General features: G+C 72.2%; 21 protein-coding genes and 4 pseudogenes. 9 read left to right on the top strand and 16 right to left on the bottom strand.

Annotation, left to right across the window (positions count from 1 at the left end; translation table 11 throughout):
* Positions 1-43 precede the first annotated feature (43 nt).
* Positions 44-1,354 (bottom strand): MATE family efflux transporter, encoded by a 1,311-nt coding sequence (locus C1701_RS19790; RefSeq protein ID WP_026419972.1) that lies wholly within the window; start codon positions 1,352-1,354, stop codon positions 44-46.
* Between the two features lie 68 nt (positions 1,355-1,422).
* Here C1701_RS19790 and C1701_RS19785 point away from each other — a divergent pair, with 68 nt between their 5' ends.
* The gene (locus C1701_RS19785) at positions 1,423-2,019 is read left to right on the top strand and encodes a CGNR zinc finger domain-containing protein (RefSeq protein WP_026419971.1); all 597 of its coding nucleotides are present in this window, start codon (positions 1,423-1,425) and stop codon (positions 2,017-2,019) included.
* A gap of 59 nt (positions 2,020-2,078) precedes the next feature.
* Here the strand turns inward: C1701_RS19785 and C1701_RS19780 are convergent, their stop codons facing one another.
* The 6 genes and pseudogenes from C1701_RS19780 to C1701_RS19755 form a co-directional block, all read right to left on the bottom strand.
* Entirely contained in the window at positions 2,079-2,582 is a 504-nt protein-coding gene (locus C1701_RS19780) for a GNAT family N-acetyltransferase (RefSeq protein WP_103056419.1), read from the bottom strand.
* Positions 2,583-2,877: 295 nt separating this feature from the next.
* Positions 2,878-3,390, bottom strand: a complete 513-nt coding sequence (gene rbfA / locus C1701_RS19775; protein WP_026419969.1) for a 30S ribosome-binding factor RbfA — start codon at positions 3,388-3,390, stop codon at positions 2,878-2,880.
* A 122-nt stretch (positions 3,391-3,512) separates the two neighbouring features.
* Positions 3,513-3,812 carry a DUF503 domain-containing protein gene (locus C1701_RS19770; RefSeq protein WP_026419968.1) on the bottom strand — a complete coding sequence of 100 codons (300 nt, stop codon included), beginning with the start codon at positions 3,810-3,812 and terminating at the stop codon, positions 3,513-3,515.
* Positions 3,813-3,914: 102 nt separating this feature from the next.
* Positions 3,915-5,297 (bottom strand): annotated as a pseudogene (gene infB, locus C1701_RS19765) (translation initiation factor IF-2); the annotation flags it as partial.
* A gap of 260 nt (positions 5,298-5,557) precedes the next feature.
* Positions 5,558-5,785 (bottom strand): annotated as a pseudogene (locus C1701_RS28195) (response regulator); the annotation flags it as partial.
* Complete coding sequence (locus C1701_RS19755) at positions 5,782-6,087, bottom strand: hypothetical protein (RefSeq protein ID WP_337661838.1); 306 nt, start codon at positions 6,085-6,087, stop codon at positions 5,782-5,784. The gene C1701_RS19755 and the pseudogene C1701_RS28195, both read right to left, overlap by 4 nt.
* A 1,804-nt stretch (positions 6,088-7,891) precedes the next feature.
* On the opposite strand from C1701_RS19755, the pseudogene C1701_RS28190 reads away from it, so the two are divergent.
* Together C1701_RS28190 and C1701_RS27705 are read left to right on the top strand one after the other, a co-directional pair.
* Positions 7,892-8,020, top strand: a pseudogene (locus C1701_RS28190) (hypothetical protein); the annotation flags it as partial.
* A gap of 90 nt (positions 8,021-8,110) precedes the next feature.
* Positions 8,111-8,434, top strand: coding sequence for a hypothetical protein (locus C1701_RS27705; RefSeq protein WP_337661837.1), 324 nt, complete (start codon positions 8,111-8,113; stop codon positions 8,432-8,434).
* Positions 8,435-8,944: 510 nt separating this feature from the next.
* Here C1701_RS27705 and C1701_RS19740 read toward each other — a convergent pair.
* Positions 8,945-9,244: pseudogene (locus C1701_RS19740) on the bottom strand (ATP-dependent Clp protease proteolytic subunit); the annotation flags it as partial.
* 783 nt (positions 9,245-10,027) lie between these two features.
* Between C1701_RS19740 and C1701_RS19735 the strand changes: the two are divergent.
* Positions 10,028-10,420 carry an NAD(P)-binding protein gene (locus C1701_RS19735; RefSeq protein WP_103056415.1) on the top strand — a complete coding sequence of 131 codons (393 nt, stop codon included), beginning with the start codon at positions 10,028-10,030 and terminating at the stop codon, positions 10,418-10,420.
* On the opposite strand, the gene C1701_RS19730 is transcribed toward C1701_RS19735, so the two are convergent.
* From C1701_RS19730 to rimP, 4 genes are all read right to left on the bottom strand, one after another.
* On the bottom strand, positions 10,351-11,469 hold the full coding sequence (locus tag C1701_RS19730) for a translation initiation factor IF-2 N-terminal domain-containing protein (protein WP_443098126.1): 1,119 nt from the start codon (positions 11,467-11,469) through the stop codon (positions 10,351-10,353). The genes C1701_RS19735 and C1701_RS19730 overlap by 70 nt on opposite strands.
* 55 nt (positions 11,470-11,524) lie before the next feature.
* The gene (locus C1701_RS19725; protein ID WP_245588917.1) at positions 11,525-11,809 is read right to left on the bottom strand and encodes a YlxR family protein; all 285 of its coding nucleotides are present in this window, start codon (positions 11,807-11,809) and stop codon (positions 11,525-11,527) included.
* A gap of 138 nt (positions 11,810-11,947) precedes the next feature.
* Positions 11,948-12,997, bottom strand: coding sequence for a transcription termination factor NusA (nusA, locus tag C1701_RS19720; RefSeq protein WP_026419966.1), 1,050 nt, complete (start codon positions 12,995-12,997; stop codon positions 11,948-11,950).
* On the bottom strand, positions 12,994-13,554 hold the full coding sequence (gene rimP / locus C1701_RS19715) for a ribosome maturation factor RimP (protein ID WP_026419965.1): 561 nt from the start codon (positions 13,552-13,554) through the stop codon (positions 12,994-12,996). Before rimP ends, nusA begins: the two co-directional genes overlap by 4 nt.
* Positions 13,555-13,758: 204 nt before the next feature.
* Between rimP and C1701_RS19710 the strand changes: the two genes are divergently transcribed.
* Together C1701_RS19710 and C1701_RS19705 are read left to right on the top strand one after the other, a co-directional pair.
* Positions 13,759-14,268 (top strand): hypothetical protein, encoded by a 510-nt coding sequence (locus C1701_RS19710; protein ID WP_051314218.1) that lies wholly within the window; start codon positions 13,759-13,761, stop codon positions 14,266-14,268.
* A gap of 10 nt (positions 14,269-14,278) precedes the next feature.
* Positions 14,279-14,770 (top strand): ferritin-like domain-containing protein, encoded by a 492-nt coding sequence (locus C1701_RS19705; RefSeq protein ID WP_051314217.1) that lies wholly within the window; start codon positions 14,279-14,281, stop codon positions 14,768-14,770.
* Between the two features lie 147 nt (positions 14,771-14,917).
* Here the strand turns inward: C1701_RS19705 and C1701_RS19700 are convergent, their stop codons facing one another.
* On the bottom strand, positions 14,918-15,520 hold the full coding sequence (locus C1701_RS19700) for a hypothetical protein (RefSeq protein WP_030104843.1): 603 nt from the start codon (positions 15,518-15,520) through the stop codon (positions 14,918-14,920).
* A gap of 532 nt (positions 15,521-16,052) precedes the next feature.
* On the opposite strand from C1701_RS19700, the gene C1701_RS27700 reads away from it, so the two are divergent.
* The gene (locus C1701_RS27700; RefSeq protein ID WP_337661836.1) at positions 16,053-16,481 is read left to right on the top strand and encodes a hypothetical protein; all 429 of its coding nucleotides are present in this window, start codon (positions 16,053-16,055) and stop codon (positions 16,479-16,481) included.
* A 56-nt stretch (positions 16,482-16,537) separates the two neighbouring features.
* On the opposite strand, the gene C1701_RS19695 is transcribed toward C1701_RS27700, so the two are convergent.
* Positions 16,538-17,626 carry an aminotransferase class V gene (locus tag C1701_RS19695; protein ID WP_026419961.1) on the bottom strand — a complete coding sequence of 363 codons (1,089 nt, stop codon included), beginning with the start codon at positions 17,624-17,626 and terminating at the stop codon, positions 16,538-16,540.
* Positions 17,627-18,272: 646 nt separating this feature from the next.
* Between C1701_RS19695 and C1701_RS19690 the strand changes: the two genes are divergently transcribed.
* A complete protein-coding gene (locus tag C1701_RS19690; protein ID WP_026419960.1) occupies positions 18,273-18,683 on the top strand; it encodes a secondary thiamine-phosphate synthase enzyme YjbQ in 411 nt (136 codons plus the stop codon).
* 33 nt (positions 18,684-18,716) lie between these two features.
* On the opposite strand, the gene C1701_RS19685 is transcribed toward C1701_RS19690, so the two are convergent.
* Positions 18,717-19,748, bottom strand: a complete 1,032-nt coding sequence (locus C1701_RS19685; protein WP_035292810.1) for an LLM class flavin-dependent oxidoreductase — start codon at positions 19,746-19,748, stop codon at positions 18,717-18,719.
* A 119-nt stretch (positions 19,749-19,867) separates the two neighbouring features.
* Here C1701_RS19685 and C1701_RS19680 point away from each other — a divergent pair, with 119 nt between their 5' ends.
* Complete coding sequence (locus C1701_RS19680; protein ID WP_337661835.1) at positions 19,868-20,776, top strand: hypothetical protein; 909 nt, start codon at positions 19,868-19,870, stop codon at positions 20,774-20,776.
* 58 nt (positions 20,777-20,834) lie between these two features.
* On the opposite strand, the gene C1701_RS19675 is transcribed toward C1701_RS19680, so the two are convergent.
* Positions 20,835-22,583, bottom strand: a complete 1,749-nt coding sequence (locus tag C1701_RS19675; RefSeq protein WP_026419957.1) for a proline--tRNA ligase — start codon at positions 22,581-22,583, stop codon at positions 20,835-20,837.
* Positions 22,584-22,759 lie beyond the last annotated feature (176 nt).

The raw sequence follows: 22,759 nt of genomic DNA, 5'->3' as shown, positions 1-22,759 counted from the left end.
CCACGGCCCGGGGTCGGCACCCGGGCCGCGTCCGGCACGGGTGTCAGCGGGTCGCGCCGGTGATCGCCCACCGCCCCGACCTGACCCGCCCGAGCACCGCCGCCAGCCGCAGCAGCATGAACGCCGCCAGTCCGGTCCAGATCCCCCGCAGGCCCCAGCCCATCGCCATGGATGTCCAGATCAGGGGCAGGAACCCGACGAGGGCGCTGATCAGCGTCGCCGTCCGCAGGAAGGCCGCGTCCCCCGCGCCGAGCAGGACCCCGTCCAACGCGAAGACCACGCCGGCGACCGGTTGCAGCGCCACGAAGAACCACCACGCGCCGGGCACCTCCGCCAGCACGGCGGCGTCGGGGGTGAACACACGGGGCAGGACCTGGGACACCGCCGCGAAACCGAGGGCCAACACCGCGCCGAAGACGAACCCGTAGAGCGCGACCTGGCGGGCCACTCCCCGGGCCTGCCGGGCGTCGGACCTGCCGAGGGCCGCCCCGACCAGTGCCTGCGCCGCGATGGCCAGCGAGTCGAGGACCAGCGAGAGGAAGGTCCACAGCTGGAGCACGATCTGGTGGGCGCCGGCGGCCGCCACGGAGTGCCGCGCGGCGACGGCGGCCGCCGAGAGGAAGCAGGCCTGGAAGGCGAGGCTGCGCAGGATGAGGTCGCGGCCCATCCTGAGCTGGGCGCGCATCACCGCGGGTTCCGGGCGCAACGGCACCCGTTCCCTGGCCAGGGCGTGGAAGAAGAACCCGGCGGAGATCGTCTGGGCGACGACGTTCGCCACGGCGGAGCCGTTGAGCCCCCAGCCCGCGCCGTGCACGAGCAGGGGGCACAGGACGGCGGAGATCCCGTTGCCCACGAGCACGTACCGCAGCGGGCGGAAGGTGTCCTGCACACCCCGCATCCAGCCGTTGCCGGCCATCGTCACCAGGATGAGCGGCGCTCCGAACAACGCGATCCGCAACCAGCCGACGGCGGCGTCGGCGACCTCCCCCGGGCCGGCGAGGGCGTTGGCGATCGGAACGGCCAGCAGCTGGCCGACCACCACCAGGACCGCGCCGACGGCGAGCGCGAGCCAGGTGGCCTGCACCCCCTCGGCGACGGCCTCGGCACGCCGACCCGCGCCGTAGAGCCGGGAGGCCCTGGCGGTGGTGCCGTAGGAGAGGAAGGTGAGCTGCGTGGAGACCTGGGCCAGCACGATGGCGCCGATGGCCAACCCCGCGAGGGGGACGCCTCCCAGGTGACCCACGACGGCGGTGTCCACCAGCAGGTACAACGGCTCGGCGGCGAGAACCCCCAGCGCCGGCACCGCCAGCTTCGCGAGCTTGCCGGGGCTGACCCGGTCTCCGACCTGTGACACGCGGACCTCGTAAGGTGTGAACTTGGGACGTGCCCCTGACAGCGGCACTGTACGGGTAAGGACCCCTCATGGACAACACTGATTACCTGGACATCACGCTCCGGCTCGCCAACGCCGACCTGACCACCCTCGACGACCTGCGCGCCGCGCTGCACGACGAGCCGTGGTGGGCGGACCGGGTGACGGCGGACGATCTGCGTGAGCTGCGGGGAACGCGACTGCGGCTGCGGAGGGCACTCGACGCGGTCGTCGCGGGCGACGCGGCGGCGGTGATGCGGGAGACCAACGGCCTGTTGGGCGCGCACCCGCCACGGCCCCGCCTGTCCGCCGGGCACGAGGGCAACACCGAGTTGACCTCGGCCGAGGGGACGGGCGCAACGGTGTCCGCCCGGTTGGACTGGCACGTGCACGTCGCCGACGTGGACGCGCAGCCGGCCACGGAGGTGGCGGCCGCGGCGGCGTGGGGTCTCGCCCAGGGGGTCGTGCGGCACGGCCTGGAGCGGTGGGGCCGGTGCGCGGACGAGACCTGCGGCGCCTTCTTCCTCGACACCTCCACCAACCGGCGCAAACGCTTCTGCTCGCCCCGCTGCGCGAACCGGACCCACGTCGCGGCCTTCCGGGCCCGCCGCCAGGCCGAACCCGGCACCCCGGTGGAGCCGGCCTGAGCGGCGCCGCCAGGCACGAACACGGGCCGGCGCGCCTTCCCCGAGCAGCGCCGGTACCCCTAGACCCCGAAGGCCGCCGGGTACCGGATGAGACCGGTCGGGGTGGGTCGGGCGGGGTCGAGCGCCTGCGCCAGGAAGGCGTCGTCGGGCGCGTCGAAGGGAGCGCGAACACCGAGACCCGATGCGGGCGTGAACCCGAACCGGGGGTAGTAGGCGGGGTGCCCCAGCACCACGACGAGGTTCTCGCCTCGGCTGCGAGCGAGGTCGAGCCCGGCCCGGATCGCGGCTGATCCCGCGCCCCGTCCCTGGTGGTCCGGCAGCACGGCGCAGGGTCCGAGCGCGAGTGCCGGCCCGTCCCTCACCCGGCACCGGGTGAACAGGGCGTGGCCGACGACCTCACCAGCCGGGTCCTCTGTCACGACCGACAGATCACCGATCCACGCCTGCTGGTCGGCTCGCAGGGCGTCCACCAGGTCCGCCTCGAAGGGGGTGGGGAAGGCCGCGAGGGCGACGGCGCGGATGGCCGACCCGTCCTCCGGTGTCTCCGGCCTGGTGCTCCACACGGTGGCTCCATCCCTCGGGTCGGCCCGGTCACAGCGGTGGTCCAGGCGAGGGCCGCCGTCCCAGGAGGACGGCGGTCCATTCACGAAATCCTCTCCCCTCGGATCCGTGAACGGAACGCCGAGGAGTCGGGAGCGAGGCGGCTACCCCGTCGAGCGGACCGGGAGCGGCGGCGGGCGCACCCGACTCGCGGGAGGGGCCGAGCGCCCCACCCGCTCCGACACGCATCGTCGGTCCGCCGCCGGCGGGGACGGCCGCGAGCCTGGCCGCGCTGCCCCACCGAACGCCCTCGGGGCGTCAGTCGCCTCGGGTGTCCCGGGGCGGGGTCCCGGTGTCCCGGGAGGTGTCCTCCCCACCGAGGTCCTCGTCCACGTCGTCCTCGTCGGCGGCCCGGTAGGGGTCCGGGTCACCGGCGTGGCTGGCATCGGCCGCCAGCCTGGCGACCTGCTCGTCCGCCTCCCGCGCCCGTGCCAGCAACTCGTCCATCCTCCTGGCGGAGTCGGGCACGTTGTCGGGCACGAACGTGAGGGTGGGGGTGAACTTGATGCCGGTGCCCTGCCCCACCTTGGACCGGAGGACGCCCTTGGCGCTCTCCAGCGCCGCGGCGGCACCCGCCTCGTCGGGAGGGCTGGACAGGGACTCGCCGAAGACGGTGTAGTACACCGTCGCCTCGCGCAGGTCGGCGGTGACCTTGGCTTCGGTGATCGTCACCCTCGCCACCCGCGGGTCCTTCACCTCGTGTTCGAGCGCGGAGGCGATGATCTGCGCGATCCGCTTGGCGAGCCTGCGAGCGCGGGCCGGATCTGCCACGGCCTTGTCTCCTCGTCGTCGGGCCCACCGGCTCCGGCCGGTGGGCGGCCCCGGTGGCGTGCACCGAGGCGGACCTGCGTTGTCGAAAGTCGGGGCGGCGGGTTCCCGCCGAGCCCTGTCCGTCAGTTCTCGTCCTCGGGGCCGAACAGCCGGCGCCGCGCGGACAGCAGCTCCAGCTCGGGCCGGTTGGCGACCATCCGCTCGCAGGCGTCGAGGACGTCCCGGACGTGCTCCGCGTCGGCGGCGGCCACCGCCACCCCCACCAGCGACCTGCGGTGCAGGTCGAGGTGGCCGCACTCCCCCACGGAGGCGTCGTAGCGCTTCCGCAGCTCGGCGATGACCGGTCGGACCACCGACCTCTTCTGTTTCAGCGAGCGGACGTCGCCCAGCAGCACGTCCAGTTCAAGGGCACCCACGTACACCAGGCATCACCGTGTGTGTTGGTCGGCGGGGTAGGCCGGCATGGACCGGCCGTGAACAGCGCGCTGGGCCGCCCCACCCGGGACGGCCCAGCGCCTGGTGGCTCAGCCGCGCGGCTTCTCCCGCATCTCGTAGGTCTCGATCACGTCGTCGACCCTGAGATCCGAGTAGGAGCCGAGCGTCAGACCGCACTCGAAGCCCTCGCGGACCTCGGTGACGTCGTCCTTGAACCGGCGCAGCGTGTTGACGGAGAGGTTCTCCGCGACCACCACGCTGTCCCGGAGCAACCGGGCCTTGGCGTTCCGCCGCACGGTGCCGTTGCGGACCATGCAGCCGGCGATCGTGCCCACCTTGGAGGACTTGAAGACCTCGCGGACCTCGACGCGGCCCAGCTCGACCTCCTCGTACTCCGGCTTGAGCATCCCCTTCAGCGCCTGCTCGATCTCCTCGAGAGCCTGGTAGATGACCGTGTAGTACCGGACATCGATGCCCTCGCGGTTGGCCAGCTCGTCGGCCTTGCCGGTCGCCCGGACGTTGAAGCCGATCACGACGGCGTCCGAGGCCGCGGCGAAGTTGATGTCGCCCTCGGTGATGCCACCGACACCGCGCCCGATCACCCGGAGCTCGACCTCGTCACCGACGTCGATCTTCAGCAGCGAGCTCTCCAGCGCCTCGACGGTTCCGGAGTTGTCACCCTTGATGATCAGGTTCAGCTGGCCGGTCTCCTTGAGGGCCTTGTCCAGGTCCTCGAGGCTGACGCGCTTGCGCGCCGCGGCGAACTGCGCGTTGCGCAGCCGGGCCCGGCGGCGGTCGGCGATCTGCCGTGCCACCCGGTCCTCCTCGACCACCAGGAAGGTGTCGCCCGCTCCCGGCACCGAGGTGAACCCGATGACCTGGACCGGCCGCGCCGGCAGCGCCTCGGTGACGTCCTCGTCGAACTCGTTGATCATCCGACGGACACGCCCGTAGGCGTCGCCAGCGACCACCGAGTCGCCGACCCGCAGCGTGCCGCGCTGCACCAGCACGGTCGCCACCGGACCACGGCCACGGTCGAGGTGGGCCTCGATCGCGACGCCCTGGGCCTCCATGGTCGGGTTGGCCCGCAGGTCCAGCGAGGCGTCGGCCGTCAGCAGGATGGCCTCCAGCAGGCCCTCGATGTTGACGCCCTGCCGAGCGGAGATGTCGACGAACATCGTGTCGCCGCCGTACTCCTCCGGCACCACGCCGTAGTCCGACATCTGCTGGCGGACCTTCGAGGGGTTCGCACCCGGCTTGTCGATCTTGTTGACCGCCACCACGATCGGCACGTCGGCCGCCCTGGCGTGGTCGATCGCCTCCGCGGTCTGCGGCATCACGCCGTCGTCGGCCGCGACCACGATGACCGCGATGTCCGTCGACGTCGCACCACGGGCACGCATGGCGGTGAACGCCTCGTGACCCGGGGTGTCGATGAAGGTGATGAGCCGCTCCTCGCCCTCCAGGTTCGTCGCCCGAGGCGGCCGAGCGGTGGATCGGTGCCGTCGTCGCGACGGGGGAGGTCGTCGTGGCGGGAACCAGACCGGACGAGGTCACCGGCGTCTCCCTGTGGGAGTTCATCGCCCCCACCTCGACGACTGGTGACCGGTCGATCGCCGCCGCGAGCCAGGACGAGGCGGACGCGGCCGTGGTGGCGGCCTTCGAAGCGGTCTACGGCCCCCACGCGCCACGGATGGCGACGGTGCGGCGGATGACCGAGGAGCGGCACCCGCGTCCCGGGGGCCGACCGGGCCACCTCCAGCACCAGCCGTGGCCCGTCGAGCCCGGGCATCTCCACGTCCACGAGCGCGACATCGGGGCGGAGACGGCGAACCGCCGCCAGCGCGGACGTCCCGTCGGCCGTCTGCCCCACCACGACGAGGTCATCCTCCAGGTCGAGCAGGGCCGCCACCGCTCCCCTGGTCAACGCCTCGTCGTCGGCGAGCAGGACGCGGATCACGCCGTCATCTCCCGGGCCGACGCCGAGGACGGGACGCTCGCGGCCAGCTCGAACACGCCGTCCTCCCGCACTCCGGCGCTCAGCCGCCCACCGAGTTCACCGAGCCGCCGCCCCAGGCCCTCCAGGCCGCCCCCGGACGAGGTGTCCCCCACCGTGGCCCGGACACCGTCGTTGCGGACGACCAGCTCGACCCGTCCGCCCCGCTCCCGCACGGTGATCCCGCACCAGGTCGCGTCGGAGTGCCGGAGCAGGTTCGTCGTCGCCTCCCGCAGCACCATGAGGTCTATTGGCCCTGCAGTCACTCGAGAGCAATCCCCAGCTTTCCTTCGCAACTCGAATGGAAGATTGGACTTGCCTGGGCCAACACAAGAGGCAGCCTGAATTCCCCGTCGTAACTCGAGAATCCCGCCGTAACTCGAGAAAAACCACGTGGCTCCCCCGTCATCGCAAGATGAAGCCCTTTCCCGCTACAGCGCCTCAGGAGAAGTCCCACGTTAGGAATTGGAGGTCGAAAGGGCACTTGGCACCCTTGATGCGACCCACAAAGTTCCCCGAAATCCCGGTCTCCCTCGAGAGGAACACTGAGGTTTTCCGGCACCCCCTCCTCTGAGCCCTTTCTCCCCTCCTGATCTGGACAGGAGGGTCGACTCCCCTGCTTTGTCTGGAAGGGGTTCCCGACCTTCCGGTCGCACCTCAGGATGAGGCCGGTCTCACGAAGACATTCCAGACGTGGCCTCGTGGGTGGTTCCACATTCCGTAGGACCCCGATTTCCCGGTCCCCTCTTGATAAGAACCCGATGCCCGGACACCTCTCCGAACTCCAGCCTGTGAATGCAGTCAACACGAAGGGGCAGTTTTTCCGTGCATCGTTCGGAAAAAACCCCAGGTTCCAAATACAGCTCGACAAGCGGCCTCTCTCCCCGGGGACATCTCGAGAGGCAAGCGGAGTTCCATGCCTCAACCCAAGACGAGGCCTGACTCTCCTGTCCCCAGTCTGCAGGGACCCTGCGATCGGAGTCTGAAATCAGAGGTACCCTGCGGTTCCTGCCTCAACTGGAGATGAGGCCCTCTTCCAATGCACCAAGCCCAGTGGAGTCCCGAGAGGCCCCTCCCACCTCCAGTTTCCCTGGCTTCTCAGAGCCACCATGAGAAGCCCCCTGAGGTCACCTGCACAAGTCGAGGGAACCCAGGGTTTCCTGCCTCAACCCGAGAAAGACCTCGAGAGACCTTCTTCAACACGTCTCGAGGCCAGATTCCCCTACCATGGCTCGGGAGCAATGACGCGCTCCCCCTCGCCACTCGCATGGAGACCCGACTTCCCTGGCGCCCCACGAGAGGCTCACTGACCTCGCCGTCGTACCTCGTGAGAAACCGCACACTGGGGCCGCCGCTCGAGAACAAAACTCGGTTGCCGCTCCGAGCGCGTCCCCGTACGCCAGGCCGAACAGTGCCCCACTCGCCCGTCGCCGTCCCATGCCACGCCACCCCCAGGTTCACCCGATCGGGGAAGCCTAGTCCTCGCCGCCGAGGCAGACCAGGCAATCGCCGCGCCCCTGCGACGGCGGAGCGCCCACTCGGATACCACCAGTCGCTGACCCGAAGCCTGCCCGCTGCCTTCACGAATCCCAGCCGGGAACAACGACTCCGTCACGCGTGCGGCTGCCATGACCACTCCCGCTCGGCGACTCCCGGCTACCGGGGCGCCGGCAAGCGGGAGCCGCGTGTTGCCCCGAACGTCGGCTCCGATCACTCATGATCATCATGCTCGGCCCCCTCCGGCGCGGCCCGTGGGTCGGCTTTGGGCATGACGGCGTGAGCGCGCGCTCGCCTTTCCCCGCGCGCCAGCAGGGGACCGCTGTTCCGGCAGCCACGGAAATTCGCGCGGAAGAAGGAACGTTCGGTAGTGCGTTGACAGCGGTTCATCACGGATGCCACCGTGGGCCCCCCGCATTCCGGCCCAGGTACCCCGTAAATTGCCGCGGTCACCAGTGGGCACGACGAGCACCGCGGTACCCGGACTCACGACTGAGGAGGAACGCGTCATTGGGGAACAAGTAAAGCGCGGGTCCGTCCGCGCGGGACATCGTCGACCACTGGTCCGCGCGAGTGGATGAAGACGCTCTCGGAGTCGACTGGAGCGAGGCGCACGAACGGTGTTGGCGCTGCGGTTACCGGTCGAACTCGCAGAGATGCCATGTCATCCCTGACGCGCTCGGGGGCCCCAACACGGCGGAAAACCTGGTGCTGCTGTGCGCGCGGTGCCACCAGGAGGCGCCCAACCACCAGGATCCGCAGTACGTGTGGGCCTGGCTCCAGGCAACCTGCGTGTCGTTCTACGACACCTACTGGACCTACCGGGGCTACGAGGAATTCGAGACGATGTTCGGAAGAAAGCCCTTCTCCTGGGCCGCCGGCGCCGACACCCTCGACGAGGACGAGTTGCACGATCAGTTCCACATTCTGTTCCAGAGGGAATACGACCGCGTTGTCAACCATTTCGGGCAAGGACGCCTGAACCCAGCCACCATCGCCTGCCTCATCGCGGAGGTCGAACGTGGGATCGCGAACGAACACGGCGTGACCCCGCCGGTCCCATCGGCACGGAACACAAACAACCGCTTCCTACAACTCAGCACCACCGGCACTTGACGAAGCCACGAAAATGCGAGGGGGGAGCCAGCCATTTCGGCGGCTCCCCCCTCGCACTTCTGGTGCCGAGCCAGCGGCGAACCGAACGATCCACCCCTGTGGCGAGCGTCAGCTGCAGCCGGAGGTGGAGCCGCAGCCCTCGCAGACGTAGCAGGACCCGGCGGGGCGCATCTTGGTGCCGCAGAGGAAGCTCGAGTAGAGCGTCTCGTACTCGGCGGTGAAGGACTCCCGGATCCAGCGCCGGCACTCCCGCTGCGTGTACTCCCTGGCCTCGTCGTCCCACCGGCAGAAGATGCCACCATCGATGTAACTGCTGACGTTCGACCCGGTCTCCTGGTCCAGCCAGCCAGCGATGACCCTTGCCTCGTCCTCGCTGATGTCACTGGTTGCCTTCGCCGCGATCGCGATGACGTTGCCGGCCATCCAGGGGCTGGCCGCGCCCATCGTGTCGGTGTGGCTGTCCAGGGCGTACTGCGCCTTGTCGACGACCAGGCCGTGCACCGTGTCCATCGAGGGCGGGGCGAGCCGCTTGCCGGGGGTACCCGCCGCCAGCAGCACGGCCGCGGCCGAGGAGGCCTGGCCGAGGCAGGTGGTCTGGATGTCCGGACGGACGTACTGCATCGTGTCGTAGATCGCCATCAACGAGGTGAACGACCCACCGGGCGAGTTGATGTACATGGTGATGTCCCGGTCCGGGTCGTTGCCCTCCAGGACCAGCAGCTGGGCCATCAGGTCGTTCGCGGCGACGTCGTCGACCTGTGAGCCGAGGAACAGGATGCGCTCCTCGAACAGCTTGTTGTACGGGGTCATCTCCCACACGCCGTCTACGCGCTGACCGGGACCTCGGTCGCCATGCGGGAGCAGTGCATCGGCGTGGAGATCGACTGGCCGGACTGGTGAGTGCGAAGTGCCGGGCGCGGACCCAGCTCACCTGGAGTCGTGGTACCCGCAGTCCCGGTCGGCTGACCGAAGTGGCGGAGAATCGTTCGGCGGAGACGTCAATTCCTTTATGTTGGTAGGAAAGAAACAAGCAACGGACATGACGCCAGAAAGGGGACGAAGACTCTCCTCTGTTCGGAGTCCGACGTGACAGTGATCTCAGAAATTCGCCTCGTTCGGGTGTTCGCGGCGACTGCTGGCCGATAGTGTTCAGGTGGGTGCCCGCAGTAATCAGCTGCGTGCACTTATCGCGTTGTCCGGATCGGCGGACCCAGAGGATAAGGTAGGCGAAAAGATGCGATTGACAAAGACGGGACATCGACTTGGAGTGGGCGGGGCGGTGATTGGCCTCATGTTGGCCCTGCTGCCCCCCCCTGGGGGTAGCGCACGCGGCGCAATCGACTGTTGGCCTTGCTCCTCCTGAGCTGATGTGTTCTGACGAACCGGTTACGCGAATCGCCGAGTCCGCTCACGTGAACACTCCAGTGCTGGTGTCGGGGCGTGTTGTCAAGGAAGGTGGTGAGATGCCCTCCGGTGGTGTGGTCGTTCGGCTGCTCGCCTGGCCCGCTGGCCGAGAGCTGGCTTCGCTCGAGGACGGTGACACATTCACCCTGACTCCACCGCGCCACCCGCTCCCGAAGGAGGGAACAGGTCATGAACGCACCCCACGTCCTGGTCATCGGCGGTGGCATCGGCGGCCTCTGCCTGGCGCAGGGGCTCCGCGCGGCCGGCGTCCCGGTCACCGTCCACGAACGCGACACCCACCCCGCGGGCAGGTGGGAGGGGTACCGAATCCACATCGACCCGGCGGGAGCGAGATCACTCCGCGCCTGCCTCCCGGACCGGCTGTGGCGGGCCTTCCTCGACCTGGCCGCACCGGGCGGGGATTTCGGTTTCCTCACCGAGCGGCTGACCGAACTCCTCGTCGTCGAGGAGGAGATCTCCCACCCCCGGGCCGTCGACCCGGCCGAAGGGCACTACGCCGTCGACCGCCGCGCGCTGCGGCGACTCCTGCTCGCCGGCATCGAGGACGTCGAACTGCGCTGATCCGCCCAGCGCCCGGGGCCGCCGCGCCACGTGGGACGACCGGGCCTCCTCGGGCGCCGACCGCCGGGACGACCGCCGCCGCCACCGCCGCCACCGGGACGACCGCCACGGCCACCGCCGGGGCCGCCACCGGCGGGCCGGGCCGGCCGAGGGGGCATCATGCCCGGGTTCGGACGCGGAGGCATCATGCCCGGGTTCGGGCGCGAACCGCCGCCGCCACCGCCACCGGAGCCCTGGGGAGCACCCGGACGCGGGGCACCGCCACCGGGAGCGCCACCACGGGCACCGCCGCGGTCAGGCCGGTTGCCGCCGGGACGCGGGGCACCCCCACCGGGAGCGCCACCACCGCCGGGGCGGGGCTGGCCGCCCGGACGGGGAGCCGGACCACCCACGCCGAACGGGTTGTTACCCGGGCGCGGCGCGCGGGGCCCCGGCTTCGGCGACTGGGGCTTGGGCGGCACCACCGAGGGCGACGGACCGGGACGCGGCCCCGGCTTCGACGGGCCAGGACGGGGGCCGGAGGCCGCCGGCCGGGCCGGCTGCTGCTGCGGCTGTTCGGTCCTGGGCTGCTCGGTCCTGGGCTGCTGGGGCTCCTCGGCGGGCCGGGGAGCCTGTTCCTGAGCCGGCCGGGGCGCGGGGCGCCTCGGTCCGGGTGTCGGCGCGCCGGACGGGCGGTCCTGGCCGGGACGTCCACCGGTGGCCGGGGGACGGGGCGTCGGAGTGCTCGCCGGCGGGCCCGGACGCGGCGCGGGGCCGGGACGCGGGCCAGGGCGGGGGACCTCACGCGCCGGCTGGGCACCGGCCTCGGGGGTCCTGTCGGCCGGCGGGCCGGGGCGCGGCCCCGGACGACGGCCCTTGCCGTTGGACGAGTCCCCTGACCGGGGGAAGGCGTCGCGCAGTCGCCGCGCGACGGGTGCCTCCACCGTGGAGGACGCGGACTTCACGTATTCGCCGAGGTCGGCGAGTTTCTTCAGTACTTCCTTGCTCGTGACACCGAGCTCTTTCGCGAGCTCGTGCACGCGGGCCTTGCCTGCCACTGCTCTCCTCATCTGGTGAGGCCGGGCGGCAAATCCCGCTCGACCTCGTCCTACCGTCGAAGCGCGTTCATGGCTTCAGCTTCACGGCTGCTTCATGACGGGTCGACCTGCTTCCTTCTGCTGCCGGACGCGGGGGAAGTCCCACGTCGGTCTGAATACTCCGAGCATTCTGCCCGAGGTGGCGCTCGACCGCCGACATGTCCAGCGGTCCCGGAACCCGGAGCGCGCGTGGGAACGCGCGCCGCCTTTCGGCCCGGCGCAGGCATTCCGGGTCGGGGTGCACCCACGCTCCTCGACCCGGCCGCCTTCGCTGGGGATCCGGGACCGCGGCTCGGCTCTCGCCGACGGCCACGGCCACCACTCGCAGTAGCTCGGAAGACACCACACGGCCTCGGCAGCCCACACAGGTACGCACGGGAAGCGTGCCCGGATGTGACCGCGCGGGTGCCCCCGGTCGGTGGTGATCCAATGAAAGTCTAACCCTTGCCGTTCACTCAGCCGAACCGGCTGCTGGTGCGCCCGTGGCTTCGCCCGACGACTCCCCGCCGCCGGCGACCGGCGTGCTCGGTTCGGCGTCGCTCCGGATGTCGATCCGCCACCCGGTCAACCTGGCCGCCAACCTGGCGTTCTGGCCTTCCTTGCCGATCGCGAGCGACAGCTGGTAGTCGGGAACCACCACCCTGGCCGTCTTGGCGCGTTCGTCGACGACCTCCACCGATACTACCTTGGCCGGCGAGAGCGCGTTGCCGACGAAGGTCGCCGGGTCCTCCGAGTAGTCGACGATGTCGATCTTCTCGCCGCCGAGCTCGCTCATCACGTTGCGCACCCTGGCGCCCATCGGGCCGATGCAGGCGCCCTTGGCGTTGACGCCCTGCACGGTGGAGTGCACCGCGATCTTGCTGCGGTGCCCCGACTCCCTGGCCACCGCCGGGATCTCCACCACACCGTCGGCGATCTCGGGGACCTCCAGGGCGAACAGCCGCCGCACCAGGTTCGGGTGCGTCCGGGAGAGGGTGATCTGGGTTCCCCTGGCTCCCCTGGCGACACCGACCACGTAGCACTTCAGCCTGCTGCCGTGCTCGTAGGACTCCCCGGGCACCTGCTCGGCCGGGGGGATCACGCCCTCGGTGTCCCCCAGCTCGACCACGACCATGCCGCGTGAGTTGGCCCGGGAGTCCCGCTGCACCACACCGGCGAGGATCTCGCCTTCCTTGGTCGCGAACTCCCCGTAGGTCCGGTCGTGCTCGGCGTCCCGCAGCCGCTGCAGGATGACCTGCCTGGCCGTGGTGGCCGCGATCCGACCGAAGCCCTCGGGGGTGTCGTCCCACTCCGGGCCGGGCTCCCCGTCCTCGCCGACCTCGTGGGCCAGGACCCGCACGACGCCCGTCTTGCGGTCGATGTCGACCCTGGCGTGGGACTGGTGGCCCTCGGTGTGCTTGTAGGCCGTCAACAGCGCGGTCTCGATCGCTTCGAGGACGGTCTCGAAAGGAATCTCCTTGTCACGCTCGATCGCCCGCAGTGCGGCGATGTCCACGTTCACTTCGGCCTCTCCTCGCTCGGGCCCTGCTCGGGTGCGGCCCCGTCGTCGGCGGCACCCCCCAGGTCCAGCAGCTTCAGTTCGTCTACCGGCGGCTGCCGGAACTCCACCTCGACGACGGCCCGCTCCACCTCGTGGAACGCGAGCCTCCGCAGGCTGCCGTCGACGAGCAGCGTGACGCCCTCGTCGTCGGCCTCGCCGACCCGGCCGGTCAGCTCACCGCCCTCCGCCAGCCGCGTCCGCACCAGGCGGTGGCGAGCTCGGCGCCAGTGTCTCGGCCGCGTGAGGGGCCGGTCGACCCCGGGCGAGGTGACCTCCAGGGTGTAGGGGCCGGCGAGCACGGATTCGCGCTCGTCCAGGGCCGAGGACACCGCACGGCTCGCCTCGGCGATCTCGTCGAGGCCGACCCCGCTGTCACGGTCGACGACGACCCTGACCACGCGGCGCCCGCCGGCGCGCTGGACGTCGAGCGACTCCAGGTCGTAGCCCAGGTCGTCGACCACTCCGGCGACGATCGTCTCGAGTTCCGCGGCGTCCTGCCCGCTCGGCACGTCCGACACTCCCCACTCCCGGTGCAGGCCGGGTCGTGGCACACCGTCTCGACGGAGGCATGCCCAGGACCGACCGGCGCTGCACCTCGCCGGTCGTGGTCGCCCAGCGTAGCGCGTGCCCGCTCGACGTGTTGCCCCACGCCGGGTGGGTGGCGGCACGCCCGCGCCCCTGCCCGGCCGACCGGTTCACCGCCGCTGGCAGGATGATCCCCCGTGACCTCGCCACCGCAGGGCCGCTTCTCCTTCGGCCGACGGAGACTGCTGATCGCCGGCGTGCTGGGAGCCCTGGCGGCGCCGGTGCTCGCCGCCTGCACCTCCGAGCCCCCCGCCGAGCCGGAACCCGACGTGCTCGAACCGCTGCTCGCCTCGGCCAGGGCGGACGCGGCGTTGGCCGAGGCCGTCGCCGCCGCCCACCCGGGTCTCACCGCGGTCGCCCTGGTGGCCTCGGACCGCGCCGAGCACGCCGAGGCCCTCGCCGAGGAGATCGACCGGGCCAACCCGCCAGCGACGGGCGGTGAGGAGCAGCCGGCCACCTCGTCGGCCGCCCCGCCCCCACCTCCCGAACCACCGGGAGATCCCGAGGCGGCCCGACAGGAGCTGTTGGCCGCCCTGGACGCGTCCCGCGAGCAGGCCAGCGCCCTCGTCGCCACCGTGCCGGGTTTCCGGGTCGGGCTGGTCGCCGCGGTCGCAGCCAGCTGCACCACCCTCCACGACGTCCTGTGAGGTCCCGTCCATGAGCACGTCAGCAGACGCGAACCAACCCACCAGCCCGTCCGGGACCCCGCTCAGCCCGGCGGCCGAGGCCACCGACGCGGTCCAGCGCGCCCTCGCCGCCGAGCACGCCGCGTTCTGGGCCTACGGCCTGGCCGACGCCTACCTCGACGAACAGCACGACGGGGCGCTCGCGGAGGGCCGGACGGAGCACCGCCGCCGCCGCGACGAGGTCGAGGCGCTGCTCACCGCGGGAGGGACCAACCCGGTGCCGGCGGAGCCCTCGTACCAGACACCCGAACCCGTGGTGGACGCCCGTCCCGCGCTGGTGCTGGTCCTCACCGCCGAAACCGACGTCGCCGCGGCGTGGCGGTACGTGCTGGAGCGGACGGCCGACGGCGAACTCCGGGCGGCGGCCTTCGCCGCGCTGGTCGACGCGGCTCGGCGGGCGGTCGGGTGGCGCCAGGCGCTCGGGCTGGACCCCGTCACCGTCGCCTTCCCCGGGCGCGGCTGAGGTCCGGCACCACCGGCGCGGGCGGCGCGGGGCCCACCGGTACCACCCGACGGGTTGGCGCCGCTGCCACGCCCGGCTGGTCGGCGGGGTCGCGGACGACCAGCCGGATGCCGTCCCGCATCACCTCCGGGGGACGGCGGGCGGGCGTCAGCTCCCGTCGTCCCAGGCGAGCTCCAGCCCTTCCTGGGCGATCTGGCGGAGGAGGTCCTTGTCACCCGTCCGCCCCGGGTCGAAGAAGGCCGTCTCCACCACGGTCAGCGTGCGGCTCTCCAACTGCGAGGCGTACCCGTACTCCGAACCCCGGCGGTGGAGTTCGGTGGGGCCCCCGTCGAACCGGACGTCCTCGCGGAGCAGGTCCTTCACGTTGCCGGTGTTGTCGGTGTCCAGCAGTGCCTGGAGGTCCCGCGCGGCCTGTTCGTCGGGCATGGTGGTGCTGACGACGGAGACCACCACCTGCTCGCCCTGGTCGGTCTCGGTCGCGTAGAGCCAGCGGTGCAGGCTCTCGCACTGCTGCTCCTCGAAGAACTGCTGGGCCGGCCCCCCGTAGGAGGACTCGACGCAGTCGACGTGGCTGCCCTCGTCGAACCTCTCGGCCTTCTTCTCGAAGCGGCTGGTCTCCTCCGGTCCGCTCGACTCGCTGGGGGCCGAGGAGTCGAGCGCCGTGGTGTCCCCGGTGCCCCCCGTCCGCACGTCCTCGGTGCCGCCGTCCGGTCGCAGTGCGAGGTAGAGGCTCCCGGAGATCACCGCCACCCCGACCAGGCCGAGCGCCTGGAGGGCGAGTCGCTTGTACTTCTGGTTGTCGCCGCCGCCCGTCGCCGCCCGGGTCCTCGGAGGTGGACCGCCCGGTCCGCCGGGGCCGCTCGCCGGACCGCCTGGTGCGACGGGCCCGCCTGGACCGCCTGGACCGCCAGGTCCGACCGGGCCGTAGGGGCCGCCCGGGCCACCGGGCGGCGGGCCTCCGGGCGGCGGGCCTCCGGGCGGCGGGCCTCCGGGCGGCGGGCCTCCGGGCGGCCCGGAGTGCGCGATCGCGGCCACCGGGATGTCCACCGCGGTGCCCCCTCTGGGGGCGGACGCGCCCGGTGGCGGCGTGGGTGGCGCACCGGGGCCCGTCTGGATCGTGGGTGCGGCGTTCGGGGGTAGGGGGACGCCCGGAGGCGGGGAGTGCGACGGGGCGTGGGCCGCGCCACCTGACGGGAAGCTGCCCGGATGCGCGGGACCGCCCTGCGGTGGTGCCCCGGGAGAGTGGCCGACCCGGGCGGTGGCGGCCGCCTCCGGTGGCGGTGTGGGGCCCGCTGGCACCACCGGGATCGTCGTGGTGGGCCTCTCGTCCGGCGTCGGTTCGACCGGCGCGCCCATGCGGGACAACGAGGGCGTCGACCGGGTCGTCCCACCGTGCTCGGCGGGGGTGGGCGGGGGCGCGCTCGCGGTCAGGGCGGCCGAGGACCGCAGGGCGGGCGAGGACCGCAGGGCGGGCGAGGACCGTTCGGCCGGGCCTCCGTCCGGGCTCGCCGGGGTCTCACTCGCGGTGGGGCGATCGGAGGAACCACCGGTCCGCTCGGCGGCCGGAGTCACCGGGTCGCCGTCGGACATCTCGTCCGGCGCGCGCCACGGGGACGCCTTGCCCGCCGTCGCCGAGGTCGGTGGAGGAACCTCCTCCTTCACAGCGGGCAACGGAGCGGTGTCATCGTCTCGCCCGTTCGTGTCGCGCTGACTCGCTGGGTCGGGTGCGCTCTCCACGTCGGACATGAGATCACACCGTAACCGCACTCACGGAGCCGCCGAAACGGGTCCCGCCTCCGCCGCGCTCCGAGAACCCGACGCGCGCAGGGCGTGGACCGCGCGGCGAACGTCCTCGTCCGTGTTGTACAGGTGGAACGAGAAGCGGAGCGCACCCGCTCGCTGGGCGCAGCGCACGCCAGCCCCGGCCAGCAGGTCCATCACCTCGGGTATCGGCCCGGGCGCGGGCACCGACACGATCGGGGAGGCACCCTCGCCCAGCCCCAGTTCGGCCCGGAAGCGAGCGGCGAGTCCCAGGACGTGCCGGGAGACCTCGGCGAGGTCCAGACCCGCCAACCAGGGCAGGGAGTGCGCGGCGCCGACCTGGGCCAGCCAGACGGGGGAGATGTCGTAGGCCCTCGCGTCCGCGGCGAGGCGCAGGGGAAGGCCGTACACGGTCCGCCACGGGTCCTCCCCGGCGTACCAGTTGGCGGCGTGGGGGACGGTGCGGGAGCGCGCCCGCTCCGACAGGGCCATCCAGGCCGAACCCCGGGGGCTGAGCAACCACTTGTACCCGGCGCACACGACCCAGTCGGCCCAGTCCAGCCGCAGCGGGAGCCAACCGGCGGCCTGGGTCACGTCCAGCAGCACCGGCGTGCCCCGTTCGGCGACCGCGCGGAGCCCCGCGAGGTCGGCGATCCGCCCGTCGGCCGACTGCACCGCGCTCACCGCGACGAGGTCGTGGTCCTCGGCGGCGGCGACGAGGTCGTCGAGCTCCACCTCCTCGGTGGTGACGCCCCTGTCGCGTTGGGCGGCGAACGGGAAGGTGACGCTGGTGAAGTCGCCCGCCGCGGTCAGCACCCTGGTCCCCGGCGGGAGGCTGGCGGCGACCAGGCCGACCAGCTGCGACGCGCTGGCGCCCTCGGCCACGTCCGAGGTGGCGACCCCGACCAGGGACGCGAAGGCGGCGCGCGCCTCACCGACCCACCGGTCGTACCCGGGGGCCGTCGACCGGCCGCCTGCCCAGTCCCGGATGTCCCGTTCGACCGCCTCGGCTGCCAGGGCGGGCGGGATCCCGATGCTGGCGGTGTTCAGGTAGCCGACCGGTACCGCGAAGTCCTGACCGAACGCACTGCGCACGCGTCCGAGACTACGACCACGCCGGCTCGGGCGGAACAGCCTCGCGGGCGCCAGCACGGGGGTCGTTCGGCGACCGCGACCGCGCGGCACCCTCGGGAGCCCCGTGGTGGTGCCGTCGCACGGCGTGGGGACGTGGCAGCGCGGCGGCGAGGAGTCGCCGTGGAGCCGGGTTCCCTGCCCCGGCACGTGCGCCGTCGTGGGGGTTCCGGCTGCTCGGCTCCCGCGATGCCACGAGCGCCGGCGGCGCCGCGCGTCGGGGCGCGGTGCCGGTGGCGAGGAGTGGGGGTGCCGGCGGGTGCGGCGAGCCCGCGAGCGTGAGACGGCGCCGCGCTCGAAACCGGCGGCGGGCGGCGGCGCTGGCCGTGCGACGGCGGGGAGCGGGTGACGACCCACGACGGGAGGCGGCGCACCTCGTGTGCCCGGACCTCGGGAGCCACGCGCATCGCTGGAACGGTCCTCCGGCCGGCTGGGAGTCCCGGCGGCGGCCGGGGCGGAGGCGGTGCGCTGGTCCGGTGCGCCCCGGGTTCCCCGCCGTCGTGCCCTCCGCGCGGCACTCCTCGGCCGGGACTCGTCGACCAGGCGCACCACCCACCTCGGGCCCGTGCTCCGCTGCGGTGGGCACCACCGCGCTCCTAAGGTGGACACCGTGTTGAGTGAGGAGTTCGAGATCCGCACCGGTTCGGTCGAGGTGGTCTACGACCTGACGGCCGAGTGCGAGCAGTTCCTGAGCCGGGTGCCGCGAGCCGACGGCCTGCTGAACGTGTGGGTGCCGCACGCCACCGCCGGTCTCGCGGTCCTGGAGACCGGGGCCGGTAGCGACGAGGACCTGCTCACGGCGCTGAACGACCTGCTCCCCCGGGACGACCGGTGGCGCCACCAGCACGGAACGCCCGGTCATGGCCGGGACCACGTGCTGCCGGCGCTGGTACCGCCCTCCGTGACCGTCCCGGTGCTGTCGGGGCGGATGGCCCTGGGGACCTGGCAGTCGGTGTGCCTGGTGGACACCAACGTGGACAACCCGGTGCGCCGGGTGCGTCTGAGCTTCCTGGCCGGCTGATCGGCGCCCGGCCCGGCCGGATCCGACCCGGGCTCAGGCCTGGTGGGGGCGCAGCCCGGCGGCCCCGGCGAGCAGTTCGTAGGAGCGGCGGCGCTCCCCCGGGTCGAAGATCTGCGAGGTCACCATGACCTCGTCCGCCCCGCTGCGCGCGATGAGCCGGTCGAGCCCGGCGCGCACCGTGTCGGGGGAACCGACGACGTGGGAGGCCTGGAAGGCGTCGACCACCTCCCGGTCGAGGGGGGTGAAGGGGTGGGCGGCGGCCTCGTCGGGGCTGGGCAGCGTCCCGGGGCGGCCCGTGCGCAACCGCAGGATGGCCAGGCCCTGCGAGCCGGCCAACCACTGGGCGTGCTCGTCGGTCTCGGCGCACACGACGCCGGCGGCCACCATCGCGTAGGGCTCGGACAGGACCTCCGAGGGGCGGAACGAGTCGCGGTAGACCTCCAGCGCCGGGAGCAGGCCGGCGGCGCTGAAGTGGTAGGCGAAGGAGAAGGGCAGACCGAGCAGCCCGGCGGCCCTGGCGCTGTAGTCGCTCGATCCCAGCAACCACAGCGGTGGCCGGTTCCCGGCGGCCGGGACGGCGTGGATCCGCCCGGGACCGACCGGCCCGTCCGGGTGCTGCCCGAAGTAGTCGATCAGCTCCCGCAGTTGACGGGGGAAGTCCTCCACCGACAGCGGGTTCGCGGTGCGGCGCAGGGCGGCGGCGGTGTGCCCGTCGGTGCCGGGGGCCCGGCCGATACCCAGGTCGATGCGCCCCGGGTGGAGTGCCTCGAGCATCCCGAACTGCTCCGCCACCACCAGCGGCGGGTGGTTGGGCAGCATCACCCCACCCGATCCGACGCGGATGGTGGAGGTGGCGGCGGCGACCTGCCCGATCAGCACCGCCGGCGCCGAGCTGGCGATGCCGGGCATGTTGTGGTGCTCGGCGACCCAGTAGCGGTGGTACCCGAGCCCTTCGACGTGCCGGGCGAGTTCGACCGAGTCGCGGAGGGCCCGGGCGGAGGTCGAGCCGGTGGGGACCGGTGCCAGGTCGAGTACGGACAGCGGGATGTTCACGGGGTCGCTCACGGTCGGGTTCAACGCGTTCCGGTGGGCCTGACTTCCCACCACCGGGTGGTGGTCCTGGTCACAGCCCGCCTTCGCCGTCCCGCGCCGGGGTGGCGGCGGCCCCGGCTACGGTGACACGCATGACTTGGCCAACGGGTGGGCCGGGCGGTCCCGGTGACGGCAACTCCTGGGGCAGGGACCCGGCTTCCACGACCGGACGACACGACTCGGCGGCAGCGCCGTCGTACTCGGGCCTCGGGGTGTACGGCCAGCAGGGGGAGCCCTCCGGTCCCGATCGCCGGCGGAAGGTGTTGATCGGAGCCCTCACCGCCGTCATCGTGGTCTGCGTCACCGCGACCGTGGTCCTGCTCGTCGGTGGCGGCGAGGAGGAGACCGCCGGGGGCGACGACACCCCGGCGCCGGCTCCCACCTCGGAGACGTCGGCGACCGCCGAGACCGCCGCCGCGCAGGAGGGCCAGGACGGGCCCGCTCCGCTGATCCCGGACTGGCTTCCCGTCGCGTCCGCCGAGCGCAACGCCGTGTACGACGTCCCACCGGGTTGGGAGGAACGCGAGCAGCTGGGGTTCACCCTGGAGAACGGCGACGAGATCTGGTACTCGGCGCCGGCCTCCTACCAGTGGGACTTCTGCTCCGCGCTCGACTACTCGGCGCGGGGTACCTCGGGGATCTGGGAGGTGGCCGAGCCCGACCAGGGTGCCGCCGCCCGCCAGCTCGCCGAGGACATCGCTCGTTCGGCGTACGGGTACTTCGACCAGGAGACGGGCGAGACGATCTCGGAGTTCGAGTACAGCGAACCGACGCCGGTGACGGTGGGCGGTAACACCCAGGGCAGCCACGTGCGGGCGGAGGTCCTGCTGGGCCAGACGCACGACTGCCTGCCGGCGACGGGCGTCGTGCACGTGGTGACCATCCCGTCGACGGCCGGCGGTTCGCTGGCGATCGTGGCGACGGGCGACCAGAGCGCGGCGCACGGCGTCGCCGACTCGGACCTCCGGCAGATCGTCGAGAGCCTGCGCCCGCTGAACTGAGGGCCGGTCCCGGCGGGGTGGCGGTCACGGGAGCCGGGGCTCCCGTGACCGCGTCCGGTCAGGCGTCCAGCGCGGTGCGCAGGTGGTCGACGAGCGCTCCGACCTCGACGTCGGTCCGGTCGCCGGTGCTGCGCCGCTTGACCTCGACGACGCCGTTGGCCAGTCCCCTGCCGGCGACGACGATGTAGGGCACGCCGACGAGTTCCGCGTCGGCGAACTTGACCCCCGGGGAGACGGTTCGGTCGTCGAGGATGACCTCGATGCCGGCGGCGTCCAGTTCGGCGGCGATCCGTTCACCGCCGGCCCGGATCTCCTCGTTCTTCCCGGCGACGACGAGGTACACCGAGGCGGGGGCGACCGAGGCCGGCCAGACCAGGCCGAGTTCGTCGTGGTGCTGTTCGGCGATCGCGGCGACCAGTCGGGACACCCCGATCCCGTAGGAGCCCATCGTGATCCGGATCGGCTTGCTGTCCGGACCCAGCGCGTCCAGGCCGAAGGCGTCGGCGAACTTCCTGCCGAGCTGGAAGATGTGGCCGATCTCGATTCCCCGCGCGGCCACCAGCGTGCCCTCGCCGTCGGGTGCGGGGTCGCCCTCGCGCACCTCGGCGGCCTCGATGGTGCCGTCCGGGGTGAAGTCCCGGCCGCAGACCAGGTCGACGACGTGGTGGTCGGCCTTGTCGGCGCCGGTCACCCACGCGGTGCCGGTGACCACCCTCGGGTCGACCAGGTAGCGGACCCCGTTGGCCAGCAGGGCGCCCGGGCCGATGTAGCCCTTGACGAGGAAGGGGTTGTTCCGGAAGTCGGCCTCCTCCAGCAGGGCCACCTCCGCCGGGTAGACCGCCGACTCCAGCCGCTTGAGGTCGACCTCCCGGTCGCCCGGCAGGCCGACCGCGAGCAGCTCCCAGTCCTTCGCACCCGGCTGGCGGGTCTTCACCAGGACGTTCTTCAGCGTGTCGGCCGCCGTGAAGGAGCGGCCGAGTCCGGCCGAGTTCAGGAACCCGACCAGGCTGTCGATGGTGGGGGTGTCCGGGGTGTGGTGGACCTGCGCCTCGGGCTTGTCCTCCACCGGCTGGGCGGGCGGCGCGGGCGTGACGACCGCCTCGACGTTCGCGGCGAAGTCCGACCCGGTGCTGCGGACGAAGGTGTCCTCCCCGGTGGGGGCCTCGGCGAGGAACTCCTCGGAGGCCGAGCCGCCCATCGCCCCCGAGGTGGCCGACACGATGACGTAGCGCAGGCCGAGGCGGTCGAAGATCCGCTGGTAGGCGGCGCGGTGCAGCTGGTAGGAACGTTCGAGCCCCTCGTCGTCGAGGTCGAAGGAATAGGAGTCCTTCATGACGAACTCGCGGCCCCGGAGGATGCCGGCCCTGGGCCGTTCCTCGTCGCGGTACTTCGTCTGGACCTGGTACAGCACGACGGGGTAGTCCTTGTAGGAGCTGAACTCGCCCTTGACGGTGAGGGTGAACAACTCCTCGTGGGTGGGACCGAGCAGGTGGTCGGCGCCCTTGCGGTCCTTCAGCCGGAACAGGCTCGGTCCGTACTCGGTCCAGCGGCCGCTGGCCTCGTAGGGTTCGCGGGGGAGCAGGGCGGGGAACTGGATCTCCTGGCCGCCGATCGCGTCCATCTCCTCCCGCACGATCCGCTCGATCCGGCGGAGCACGCGCAGCCCGAGGGGGAGCCACGAGTAGCCACCGGGGGCGACCCTCCGGACGTAGCCGGCGCGGACCAGCAGTCGGTGGCTTGGCACCTCGGCGTCCGCCGGATCCTCCCGCAGGGTGCGCAGGAACAACGACGACATCCTGGTAATCACGGCAAGCTCCTCGGCTGGTCGGGTGCGCACGCGAGGCCGGGCCGGCGGCCGGGGCCGCGCCGCGTGGCCGTCGCGAGTGTGTGCCTTTGTTGGTTCGCGGGCAGAGTAGCGAGTCGGCCGTGACACTCCGCGACTGATTACCGGCCGCGGACCGACCGCCCGGATCGTCGCGTCCC

Source organism: Actinoalloteichus sp. AHMU CJ021 (assembly GCF_002895405.1).
GTDB classification, from domain to species: Bacteria; Actinomycetota; Actinomycetes; order Mycobacteriales; family Pseudonocardiaceae; genus Actinoalloteichus_B; species Actinoalloteichus_B caeruleus.
This window is presented reverse-complemented; position numbering and strand designations above follow the sequence as displayed.